The sequence below is a fragment of the Rhizobacter sp. P5_C2 genome, assembly GCF_054049715.1.
The window spans coordinates 1-11,718 of sequence record NZ_JBFULV010000154.1 but is presented as its reverse complement, the minus strand read 5'-3'; the positions used below and the strand labels follow the sequence as shown (position 1 = coordinate 11,718).

8 protein-coding genes are annotated in these 11,718 nt (G+C 68.8%); 6 read left to right on the top strand and 2 right to left on the bottom strand.

What is annotated here, in order from left to right:
• The 6 genes from ACXJLU_RS31060 to ACXJLU_RS31035 all read left to right on the top strand — a co-directional run.
• The coding region (locus tag ACXJLU_RS31060; protein ID WP_457337621.1) for a DUF2339 domain-containing protein at window positions 1–842 on the top strand (842 nt) is incomplete at its 5' end.
• Complete coding sequence (locus ACXJLU_RS31055; RefSeq protein ID WP_457337620.1) at window positions 839–2,209, top strand: DUF3999 family protein; 1,371 nt, start codon at window positions 839–841, stop codon at window positions 2,207–2,209. The genes ACXJLU_RS31060 and ACXJLU_RS31055, both read left to right, overlap by 4 nt.
• An 86-nt stretch (window positions 2,210–2,295) precedes the next feature.
• Window positions 2,296–5,877, top strand: coding sequence for a hypothetical protein (locus tag ACXJLU_RS31050; protein WP_457337619.1), 3,582 nt, complete (start codon window positions 2,296–2,298; stop codon window positions 5,875–5,877).
• Window positions 5,878–6,001: 124 nt separating this feature from the next.
• Window positions 6,002–6,706 (top strand): hypothetical protein, encoded by a 705-nt coding sequence (locus tag ACXJLU_RS31045; RefSeq protein WP_073466653.1) that lies wholly within the window; start codon window positions 6,002–6,004, stop codon window positions 6,704–6,706.
• A 91-nt stretch (window positions 6,707–6,797) separates the two neighbouring features.
• On the top strand, window positions 6,798–7,832 hold the full coding sequence (locus ACXJLU_RS31040; RefSeq protein WP_457337618.1) for an SDR family oxidoreductase: 1,035 nt from the start codon (window positions 6,798–6,800) through the stop codon (window positions 7,830–7,832).
• Window positions 7,833–7,931: 99 nt separating this feature from the next.
• A complete protein-coding gene (locus ACXJLU_RS31035) occupies window positions 7,932–9,020 on the top strand; it encodes a PA0069 family radical SAM protein (protein WP_457337617.1) in 1,089 nt (362 codons plus the stop codon).
• A gap of 1 nt (window position 9,021) precedes the next feature.
• Here ACXJLU_RS31035 and ACXJLU_RS31030 read toward each other — a convergent pair whose 3' ends face one another.
• Together ACXJLU_RS31030 and ACXJLU_RS31025 are read right to left on the bottom strand one after the other, a co-directional pair.
• On the bottom strand, window positions 9,022–9,930 hold the full coding sequence (locus tag ACXJLU_RS31030) for a cation diffusion facilitator family transporter (protein WP_457337616.1): 909 nt from the start codon (window positions 9,928–9,930) through the stop codon (window positions 9,022–9,024).
• A gap of 60 nt (window positions 9,931–9,990) precedes the next feature.
• Window positions 9,991–11,718 (bottom strand): phosphoethanolamine transferase (locus ACXJLU_RS31025; RefSeq protein WP_457337615.1); only part of this gene is annotated, 1,728 nt, incomplete at its 5' end.

The window sequence follows — 11,718 nt, the reverse complement described above, 5'->3', positions numbered from 1 at the left end:
TGCTGTTGCTGCGCCGGCAGGCCACCTGGTTCGGTGGTGTGCCGTTGCAGGCGATGCATGTGATCGGGCTGTGGTTGTTCGTCGGGCTGGCGTCGACCGAGCTGGCGCTGCACCTGGCCGATGCCAGCGAGCCCGGCTCGGCCTGGCGGGTGCTCGGCTGGGTGCCGGTGATCGCCGCGGCGGTGTTCGCGCTGACGCGGCCGGCGGTGCTGCGCCGCTGGCCGGTGGCGGATTTCCGCGACGCCTACCTGGTGGCCGGTGCCGCGCCGCTCGCGCTCGGCCTGCTGCTGTGGGTGTGGGCCGCCAATGCGCACGACGGCACGGCCGCACCGCTGCCCTACCTGCCGCTGCTCAATCCGCTGGAGATCGGCCAGTGCCTTGCGCTGCTGGTGCTGGCGCTGTGGCTGCGCGCGTTGCCGCAGACCGTGCGTGACCAGGTGCCGCCGGCGGCGATCCGCGGCGTGCTGGGCCTGAGTGCCTTCGCGGTCTACACCGGCCTGGTGCTGCGGCTGGCCCACCACGCGGCCGGCGTGCCGTGGGACGAGGCCTCGCTGTTCGAGTCGACGCTGACGCAGGCGATGCTGTCGGTCGCATGGTCGCTGGTCGGCGTGGGGCTGATGCTGCTCGGCCACCGCCGCGTGATGCGCACGGTGTGGATCGCCGGCGCCGGGCTGCTGGGTGTCGTGGTGCTGAAGCTGTTCTTCGTCGAGCTGGCCGACCAGGGCGGGCTGTACCGCATCGTGTCGTTCATCGTGGTCGGCGTGCTGTTGCTGGTGGTGGGGTATTTCGCGCCGGTGCCACCGCGGCGCGCGGCGGCGGTCGAAAGCGAGGTCGCGGCATGAAGGCGGGTTGGATCGTTGCGACGCTGGTCGCGTTGTCGGCCACGGCGGCGGCCGTGCCGCCCTCGATGCTGCTGAAGCTGGAGGGCGTCGGCCCGTACTACACGCTCGAACTGCCGCTCGCGTGGCAGGTGCAGGCCGGCACCGCCGACCTGCGCGGGCTGCAACTGCGCAATGCGCTCGGCGAGCCGCTGCCGTATGCGTGGGCCGATGCGGCACCGGCGCAGCAGAGCATRGCCACCGGCAGCGTGCCGGTCTTCAAGCTGCCGGCACCGAAGCCGCTGAAAAAGGACGCGCCCGACGACACGCCGCGCGGCTGGGTGCTGGACCTGCGCGGCGTGAAAGGCGCGGTGATGGAGGTGGCGCTCGCGTTGCCCGACAGCGCGAACGGCGTCTGGCCGGTCGCGGTGGAGGCGAGCGACGACCTGACGCAGTGGCGCGCCGTGCGCCGCGAGGTGCAGCTGGTGTCGCTGCAGCAGCAGGGGCAGCGGCTGGACAGCACGGTGCTGGAACTGGGCGGCGTGCGCGCGGCCTACCTGCGGCTGCGCAGCCTCGGCAACGGCCCGGTGCCGGAGCTGACCGGCGCCGAGGTGACGACGGCGACGATCGACTGGCCGCAGCCTGCGCTGCAATGGAGCGAGCCGATCGCGCCGACCGGCTGCGATGCGCAGCATTGCGACTACGCGCTGCCGGCGGTGCCGCTGGAGGCGGTGGAGCTGCTGCCGCGCGATGCGAACACGGTGGCGCGTGTCGGCTGGCTGGTGCGAGGCGAGGTGGTGCCGAGGCCGCACGGTCACCACCACCGGCTGGGCCGGCACCTGCATGCGCTGCGCGACAAGACGCCGGCGCCGCTGCCGGCCGCCGAGCCCGGCTGGCAGCCGCTGGCCGACGGCAGCGTGTGGTGGCTGCGCCTGCCGACCGGTGAGTCGCGGTCGCCGGCGCAGCATCTGGATGGCGCGGTGCACACGCAGCTGAGGCTGCAGGTGGCCGGCGGCGTGGCGCAGTTCGGCGCGCAGCCGCCGCAGCTGCGGATTGGCGTGCGCGCGCGGACGCTGGTGATGCTGGCGCGTGGTGCGGCGCCGTATCGCACGGGCTGGGTCGAGCCGGCGGCGGCCGCGCCCGCGATGACGATCGGCGAGCTGATGCCTGCGCGGCGCAGCGGCGATGCGTTGCCGGCGGATCGGGCGGTGCTGCAAGCCGATGTGGCGTCGATGGCGTCGCCGGTGTTGAAGGCAGCGTCGGTGCCGGTGCCGGCGCCCGTGCCGACACCCTCGCGCGCATGGTTGTGGGGCGCGCTGGTGGCGGGGGTCGCGCTGATGGGGGCGATGGCGTGGTCGCTGTTGAAGGGACAGGAGAAGGGGGCAGCTTGAGCGGCGGCCTCGCCGGTTGACATCCGACGGAACGATCTGCGCCGCGGTGTCACACACCGGCATCAGACATCGATCAGAGGATTCGCATGGAGGAGCAGCGTGGCGGGGGCAGTCCGTTACGAGGCATCAAGACGCCGCCGTATTCCCCTCGGGTCGACACGGCCCGACCGTTTCCCAGGACTCACCGGCCGTTGTCTCGCTCAAGCAGCGACAAGGCGCGGGCGGAGGCCCGCCAGTTGCTTGCCGAGCGGCAACTCTCGCCGCGGCCCCCGCACACGGGTCTGTCGGCACCGGCACCGGTGCCTGTCCACGACGGCCTCGACCTCGCAAGCGCACTCGAGCGTCTGACGAACCTGGTCCGTCAGGGACTTCTCGTCGGAGAGTTCGTGCGGGATTCGCAACGCCGGGCGAGCGGCGCCATGCAGATGAAGGCGGGATGCGATCCCGGCGAACTGGCCAGGATCGCAGAAGTGCTCGAAGCCGAGGGCGTGCACGACTGCGCCTTTCAGCTGCGGGCGGCGCTGGTGATGAATGCCACCGCGGCCGACGACGACTTCATGCCGAACCTGAGCGCGTTGGTGCGCCTGGAGCCGAGTGCAGGCGCGGGGCTGAGTGAGCCCGCGCGAGAGGCCCTGGTGGCGCACCTTCGAACCCTGCGCGTCTTGCTGAGTCGCAACGTGTTCCCGCGTTTCGGCGACCTGGGCTATGTGGGCAGCCTCGACAGCACGGGTGGCCCCGGTGATTCCGCTTCCTTGCAGGTCGATGAGGTCATCGTCGAAGCGCCCTTTGACAGACTCAACTTCGTCATCGTGTTGCTTGAAGTTCGCTGGATGCTGCCCGATCCGATGTCGATGCATGACAAGGTTGGTGAGCTCATGCAGCAGCTTGAACCCCCCAAGTCGGCCCGCCGCCGCACGTTCTCGCGCAGCGGCAACTTCGATTTGGAGAAGCTGACCGAGCGTGTCAGCAACGGGCGGCAGTGGTCGGGCCGGACAGGCTGGCTCCTCGACTCTGGCCTGGAACAGGCCTTCACCGCCTTGCTCGACAAGAGGCTCGTCACGTGTGAGCGTGCCGTGGACGGCGATGCCGACTCGGAGATCCTCGGCTTCACCTTGCAGCCGGGCTGCAACAGCGACACGGTGGCCGATGTGGCGGCGGCCCTCGAGAGAATACAACCGGGGCTGGCGCTGTTGCTCTGGGCCGCGTGGGCGATGAACGAAACGATGGCCGATGGCGGGTTCATCGCCGCCATCACGACCGTGCTCGACTTGAAGCAGAAGATCGAGATGCCACCTCTGTCGCTGTGGGCGATCCTGGGGCAGCTGTCCACACATGCGCGGGCCCTGTTGACCCTGGACCGCGCTTTGGAGCCCGATCGGGTGTTGCTTGTCAGTGCACCGCTTCACGAGTGCAGTTTTCTCGAGGGCGATGAATTGCTCGAAGCGGTCAGCAAGCGCGCCTGCGAGGTGGCTGAACTCATCCGGGTCGAACCCCGCGATCAAGAGCCGAAGGGGCTTCGGAGTGCCGCAATCGAAAGCCTGATCGCCTGGGGCGTGTCGCCATCGGACAGCCGGACCGTGGTGGCCGACGTTGGCGCGCTGGATGCGCTGGCGCGCCTGTTTTCGTTGCAATCGTTCGGATCGCGCGTGAAGCAATGGGTGGGCGACGACAAGCACGGTTTCGTCGGCTTCAGCCCGTGGCAGCTCGGCACGTCGCGCGACGTGCTGACGGTCGCGGCAGCCTTTGCGCGCGCCGGTCGGACCGGACTTGCGCTGCAGTTGCTTGCCGTCCACCTGACGCAACTGCGCATGTTGGCTGACGACGACCTGCCGTGCGTGGTGTTCGCCATGAAGATCGCGAGAAAGACCGACCTGCTGAACCGTCCGGCCATGCGGGCGATGCGGGCCATCCTGCTGCACGGTCGCTTGTTGAAACACTGCGACCTGGTTGCCGACCTGCAGTGCGGCAAGGCATTGGCAACGCTGGAGACCAGCCTGATCGAGGCGGTCCTCGTCGGCACAGGTAGCACGGGTGACATGTTGCCGATCGGCACGATCGATGGGGTGTGCGACCTCCTGGACGGGCTGGCGGGCCAGATTCATTCCGACAGACAGCTACAGAAGATCGTGCAGGCCGCCGCATGCCTCGCGGCGGTTGACACCGGCCCGGGGCGACGTCGCATCGAGCGCAGCCTGCAGCGGGCGGGGGGCGGCGATCTGCTGCCGGACGCGAAACGCTTTGCCACGTTGTGCGAGGAGCACCAAAACCAGGTGATCGCGCAACTGCGCATGCCGTTGAAGGACCAAGGCGTCCAATGGAAGCAAGGAAGGTTCGTGGAACCAAGCGGCAGCACGCTTCTCTGGACGTCGCCTTCCTGCATGAGCGCTGTGACCATCACGCATGTGCGCTTGTGTCGACCGGGTCGCACCTCCACGGCAAGCGATGCATCGTCATTGATCAAGTTTCTGCATCCGAAGATCGACGCGTCCGACATCGCGCCGCGGGCTGCACTGCTGGCGCTCGGGCTGCGTTGTTCGGCCGCAGGTCCCCACCGGACGGACGAGGCATTGGGTGCTGTTCTGGATCAGCTTCTGGGTGACGACAAGGTGCGCGAAGCCATGCTGGAGGGCGACGTATCCGACCTTCCCGTGGTGATGTCCAAGCTCATTCAGGCGCACTGGTTCACGACCGATGTGAGGAAGAAGGGCCTCGGCCACATCGTCGACAGCGCGGAATTTGCGACCGCCATGGCCAGCGGATCGGCGCCTTGCCTCCTGGACGAGGCCTTGGCACAGATCGGCGCCGATCCCATGTTGCTGCGGGGCAAGAGAACGCGCCGCTTGCTCCGTCGGATGATCACGCCGCGCGCATGCCGAGGCAGCCTGAAGGCGATGGTGCGCCCGACCCTGTTGCAGACCCTCAGCGATCGATCGCCCCGAGGCGCTGCACTGATCGAAGCCTTGTTGTTGCTCAACCATGACGCGCGCAAGTCGCTGGTCGATGCGGTGATGAAAGACGTGCAGGCCAACTGCGAGGGCGTCGACCTCGGTGACCCGAAGGCCTTGACCGCTGCGCTCAGTCATCCGATCACGGCGATGTGGAGCTGGCGTTCGGGCCAGTCCCCGCCGGCTTTCGTCATGGCGACGCCGAGCCTCCTCTCGACATGGATCGGGACCGGCGTGGCCGATGCCGGTGAACCTGAGAAGCTGCTGGAGAACCTGGCGGCCGTCCTTCGCCAGCAGCGCAAGGACCAAGGCAGCGAATGGCGCGACAGCGCTGCGGGTCTGGTGTTCGCGGCTCGCGTGGCCCTGCGTGCCAGCGAAGGCATCGGTGACGACGTGCTCGATGCGATCGTGTCGCCGACGTCGACGCGTGGATCCAGAAAATACGGGCGCTCGGAGCTGTTCGCCCATGCCAGCCTGCTGGCCTGCCAATGGGTACTGAAACGTCGCTTGATACCGGTGGAAGACACCGCGCAAGTCGCGCTGCTGGCGCGCTTGATGTGTGCCGCCCTGGCGCTGGACATGAACGATCCTGCGCCTGGCCTCGACCATTTGGCGTGGGTCGAAGCGCACGCAGGCAAGGTCGAGCAAGGCCTGCTGGCCCCGAAGTGGTTCAGTGACCTGCGAGCAAAACTGCACACCGAGTTACACGCGCTGACCCCCTGAAACCTTCGTGTTGCCGCTGTCTGACACCGCCGAGGAATAGGCACGCTATTGCCTCTTTATCGTTGGCTGGCCGGCCCGTCCGTCTCGCAGAATCCGTTTTCAGGGATACACCAGCGAGACATCCATGAACTCTGATTCCATCGACCGTTCCTGGCGCGCACTGCCGGCGCTGCGTCTGCCGCTGTCGGGCTTCCTCGAGGAACGCGGGCAGGGCGTCGACAACCTGCTGGCCACGCTGGTGCGCCGCATCAACGCCGGCAACCTGGCCTACCTCGGCGTGCCGGCCGACCTGGTGTACCGCCTCGCCTGCCTGTGCAGCCGCTGGTCGCCGGACCTGCAGGAGTTCATCGCGCAGGTGCTCGAACGCAGCGGCAACCTCGATCACTTCCTGACCCAGCCGGCCGCCGCCGACCACCACCCCGAGATGTACGGCCTGCTCGAAGCCAGCATCACCGCGGCCGAGTTCGCGATGAACGCCGACCACGACGCACGCAGCCGCAAGCCGCTGCCGCCGATCGTCTCGGAGCTGCAGCAGGTGTGCTCGGCCACCGCCTTCCTGTTCGACCTCGGCAAGGTGTTCAGCGAACACCCGGGGCAAGACCTGCCGCGCAGCGCACGCCGCCAACTGCACCCGCATGCCGACCTGGCTCGCTGCTGGCGCAGCAGCTGGACGACGCTCGCACGCCGCAACCCGATCCTCGCCTCCTGGCTCGACCAGGTGGCCAGCCGCCGCTCCGGCGCCACCGCCGCGGTGCGTGCCGCACGCGCGCTGACGCACAACGCGGTGCGCGCCAGTTGGCGCAGCGACAGCCAGTTGCTGCCGGTCTGATCAAGACCGCCTGAGACGCGGCGGCCGGCACCCCGGCGTCGCAGGCATGCGGCTTGCCGCCATTCGGGCATCGACCCGAACGGAGTGCGCCATGCCGACCAAGACTTCCCGCAAGACCGCCCAGACCTCCCACAGCGATCGACCGCATGCCGACGACGGCGAAGCGGTGGCCGTGAAGCAGCGCCGCATCCAGTCGGCCCAGGACCGCGATGACGCGAAGAAGGCGTCCGGCGGCAAGCCGGCCGACAAGGCGCCGGTGCAGGCCGGTGCCAGCCGGCAACCGGTGAAGCTGCCGGCGCAGCACATCGAGAAGCCGGGCCTGGAAGCCGAACTCGAGCTGAAGCCGAAGTTCCTGGCCCCGTACTACGAAGGCAGCCACAAGCTGCAGGACAGCGCCGCGCTGATCACCGGCGGCGATTCCGGCATCGGCCGCGCGGTGGCGGTGCTGTTCGCCCGCGAAGGCGCCGACGTCGCGATCGTCTACCTGAACGAGCATGAAGACGCCGAGGAAACGAAGCGCTGCGTCGAGGCCGAAGGCGGCCGCTGCGTGCTGATCCCCGGCGACGTGCGCGATCCGGCGTTCTGCCGCCATGCGGTCGACCAGGCGGTGAAGGCCTTCGGCAAGCTCGACGTGCTGGTCAACAACGCCGCGTTCCAGGAGCACGCCGAGTCGATCGAGGACATCACCGACGAGCGCTTCGACGAGACGCTGCGCACCAACGTCTACGGCTACTTCCACATGGCCCGCGCCGCGTTGCCGCACATGGGCAAGGGCGGCGCGATCATCAACACCGGCTCGGTCACCGGCCTCGAAGGCAGCGCGCACCTGCTGGACTACTCGACCACCAAGGGCGCGATCCACGCCTTCACGAAATCGCTCGCGAGCAACGTGCTGCAGCGCGGCATCCGCGTCAACGCGGTGGCGCCGGGCCCGGTGTGGACGCCGCTGAACCCGGCCGACTCGCCGGCCGAGAAGGTCGCCGAGTTCGGGCAGAACACCGACATGCGGCGCGCCGCACAGCCCGAGGAGCTGTCGCCGGCGTATGTGTTCCTCGCGTCGCCGGCGTGCTCCGGCTACATCACCGGCATCGTGCTGCCGGTGACCGGGAGCGTCGGCGCGATCTGATGGGAACTGGCTTCTGCGGTGAATACTGTATATATTTACAGGATGCCGCAGAAGTTCAATCCCATCCCCTCGCGCCCGCTCATCCAGCCTCTCGTTCCGATGCCCACACCCGGCGCCACCAAGGGCCGGGGCACCGCGTGGGCCATCGAGCACCGCTTCACGACACGGGGCGGCGAAGACTACGACGACGGCTGGGGCACGCTCGAGCAGCAGGCGAGCGAAGAGCACCTGCCGCGGGCCACGCAGATCATCGAGGAGCGGGTCAAGAGCATCCTCGCGAGCAACGACTCGCCCGACGTGCACTTCGACCTGTCGATCAACCCCTACCGCGGCTGCGAGCACGGCTGCATCTACTGCTTCGCGCGGCCGACGCACAGCTACCTCAACATGTCGCCGGGGCTCGATTTCGAGACCCGCATCATCGCGAAGGTCAATGCCGCCGAGCGGCTGCGCGAGGCGCTGGCGAGCCGCGCCTACGAGCCGCAGATGCTGAACATCGGCTCGGCCACCGACGCCTACCAGCCGGTCGAACGCAAGCTCGGCATCACCCGCTCGGTGCTCGAGGTGCTGCACGGCTGCGACCACGCGTTCTCGATCGTCACCAAGTCGTCCGGCGTCGAACGCGACCTCGACCTGATCGCGCCGATGGCGGCGCGCGGCCTGGCGGCGGTGTACGTGTCGGTGACCTCGCTCGATGCCGAGTTGTCGCGCATCCTCGAGCCGCGCGCCGCGTCGCCGCAGCGGCGGCTGCGCACGATCAAGACGCTGGCCGAGGCCGGCGTGCCGGTGGGCGTGAGCGTCTCGCCGGTGATCCCGTTCATCAACGAGCCCGAGATCGAGCGCATCGTCGAAGCCGCGGCCGAGGCCGGCGCGCGCTCGGCCTTCAGCATCATCCTGCGCCTGCCGTGGGAGGTGAACCCGCTGTTCCAGCAGTGGCTCGACCAGCACTTCCCGCAGCGCGCGGCCCGCGTGATGGCGCGTATCCGCGACATGCGCGGCGGCAAGGATTACGACGCCACCTTCAGCACGCGCATGAAAGGCGAGGGCGTGTGGGCCGAGCTGATCTCGCAACGCTTCCGCAAGGCCTGCGCGCGCCACGGCATGAACCGGGTGCGCACCGAGCTTGATCTCACGCTGTTCCGCAAGCCACGCCTGCCGCCGGCGAACGGGCAGCAGGAGCTGTTCTGAATCAGTCTCGAAGGTCGGGCTCGAAGAAGATCCAGCGGATCGACGGAAACGCGGTGCGCAGCCCGGCTTCTACCCGGTTGATCGCCTCGATCAACGCCACGTCCGACGGCTGCGGTGCCATGCGTGCCTTCACCGCCACCATCACGTCGTTGCCGAGCTGCTGCGTCAGCAGGTTGTAGATCTGCGCCACCTCGGGCTGCGCGGCGATGTGCTCGCGCATCGCGGCCAGCACCGTCGGTTCGGCGCTCTGGCCGACCAGCAGCGACTTCACTTCGGTGCCGACCAGGATCGCGACCACCACCAGCAGCACGCCGATCACGATCGAGCCGACGGCATCCCACATCGGGTTGCCGGTGAGCGCCGCCAGGCCGATGAAGCCGAGCGCGGCCACCAGGCCGCCGAGTGCCGCCAGGTCTTCGCCGAGCACGACGATCAGCTCGCTCTGGCGCGAGCGCCGGAACCACTGCCACAGCGTCTGCGTGCCGCGCTCCTTGTTGATCTCGCGCAGGCAGCCCCACAGCGAGACGCTCTCGGCGACGACGCCGAAGGCGAGGATGGCGATCGCGACGCCGGCGTACCGGACCGGTTCGGTGTCGTGCAGCTTGTGCACGCCTTCGTAGATCGAGAACAGGCCGCCCATGCTGAACAGCATCAGCGCGACGATGAAGCTCCAGAAGTAGATCGCCTTGCCGTAGCCGAGCGGGTGGTCGGCGGTCGGCGGCTTCTTGGCTTCCTTCAGGCCCCAGATCAGCAGGCCCTGGTTGCCGCAGTCGGCGTACGAGTGGATGGCCTCGGCCAGCATCGACGACGAGCCGGTGAAGACGGCGCCAACGGTCTTCGCGATCGCGATCGCGAAGTTGGCGCCGAGGGCGAAGAAGATGGACTTCAGGGAGTCGGACGAGGCGGACACGGCTTCCTGTCTGGAGTCGTTGGATGTGCGCGGACTTTAACTGCGGACGATGGCTTGGGGCTACCGCCTGCACCCTTTGAAAGCATCCAGCTCCGGCTTGTAGATGGCCGTCTTCGCTCCCATCAAGCCCAGCACGCTCGGCACCAGGTTGTCATGGCTCAGCGCCACATCGCGCTGCCGCTGCAGGCAGCTCATCGCGACGCCGGTCGCTGCCTCGGTCTGCGGCGCGAGCCACACCACCATCGGCACGTGCTTCTGCTCGCGCGGCGCGATGCCGTAGGGCAGGCCGTGCAGGTAGAGGTTGTTCTCGCCGAGCGATTCGCCATGGTCCGACAGGTACAGCAGCGCCGGGTCGTAGCCGCCGGTTTGCTTGCCGAGCCAGTCGATCGCCTGCCCCAGCACGCTGTCGGTGTAGGCGATCGAGTTGTCGTACGCATTCAGCAACTGCTGCCGCTCGCACTGCTGCAGCACGTTCGTCGTGCACTCCGGCACGAAGGGCTTGCGGCCCGCCGGCGAGCGCTTCGAATACGCCGGCCCGTGACTGCCCATCTGATGCAGCACCAGCACGACGCCGCGCGCGCGGCGCTCGGCCGGCAGTGCGGCCAACCGCTGGTCGAGCCCGTGCAGCAGGGCCTCGTCCAGGCACTCGCCGCCGTCGCACAGCCCGGCCGGCATCGGTGCCGCACCGGGCGCCAGCCGATACGCATCGTCGTGCGGCACGCGTTCGCACAGGCCCTTGCAGCCGGCCTGGTTGTCCAGCCACAGCACCGCCAGCCCGGCCCGCTGCAGCACATCGAGCACGTTCTCGAAATCCTGGTCGCGCGCCTCGTAGGCCTGCTTGCCCAGGTGCGAGAACATGCAGGGCAGCGAGGTGGCCGTGCTGGTGCCGCAGGACGTCACGTCGCTGAAGCTGACGACCCCCCGCGCGGCCAGCGCCGGCGTGGTCGCCCGCCCGTAGCCGTTCAGTGCGAAATGATCGGCCCGTGCCGTCTCGCCGACCACCAGCGCCAGCAGCAGCGGCTTCGTGCCAGGCGCGAGCGGGGTGAGCGCCACGTCGGCGCCGATCGCCACCGGCGGCCCGGCCGGCCGGGCGTTGGCGTCGTGCACCAGCATGCCGAGCGCATAGAACGAGTTCAGCGGATTGATCTTGTAGCGCAGCGTGTTGTGAGTGCGCATGGTCGATGCAAGGTCGGCGAACAAGGCACCGGCGACCCCCACCATCACGACCACCGCGACGACCATGCCGACCAGGTTGCGGCCGAGTTGCCGCCACGCGCCCGGCGCCTGCAGCGGCCGGCCCCACAGCCAGGCCAGCGGCAGCAGCGCGAGCACGGTCACGCTCGCCGCCATGCGCAAGCTCAGCAGGTCGCGCGTCTCGCGCAGGTCGGTCTGCAGCACGTTGGTCATCATCGTGCTGTCGATCACGACGTTGTAGGTGCCCATGAAATGCGCACCGAACGCCGCCGCCAGCAGGAAGAGGCCGATCGCCGGCCTGATGCTCCAGCGCCAGGCCAGCAGCGCCAGCACCAGCGTGGTGAGGCACGCGACGATCACGCCGAACGCGACGATGAAGAGCGTGCCGCGCGCGCCCTGCATCTCGGGCAGCGCCTGCAGCGATTGCCACAGCGGCCAGTTCGCGAGGGCGGCGATCCACACGCCGGCGAGCACCGCCAGCGTCAGCGGATTCCAGGTGGATCGGTGCGGGGAGGGGGGGAACAGTGCCCGGTTGCGGCGGCCAAGGTGCATGCGCGAATTGTCGCGCAGGCGGATGAGGCGAAGCTTAGGGCG

Excerpts from the sequence above, each read along its gene's own strand:
- ACXJLU_RS31050 (WP_457337619.1), top strand. The coding sequence starts at position 2,296 with ATGGAGGAGCAGCGTGGCGGGGGCAGTCCGTTACGAGGCATCAAGACG.
- ACXJLU_RS31040 (WP_457337618.1), top strand. The coding sequence starts at position 6,798 with ATGCCGACCAAGACTTCCCGCAAGACCGCCCAGACCTCCCACAGCGAT.
- ACXJLU_RS31035 (WP_457337617.1), top strand. The coding sequence starts at position 7,932 with ATGCCCACACCCGGCGCCACCAAGGGCCGGGGCACCGCGTGGGCCATC.
- ACXJLU_RS31045 (WP_073466653.1), top strand. The coding sequence starts at position 6,002 with ATGAACTCTGATTCCATCGACCGTTCCTGGCGCGCACTGCCGGCGCTG.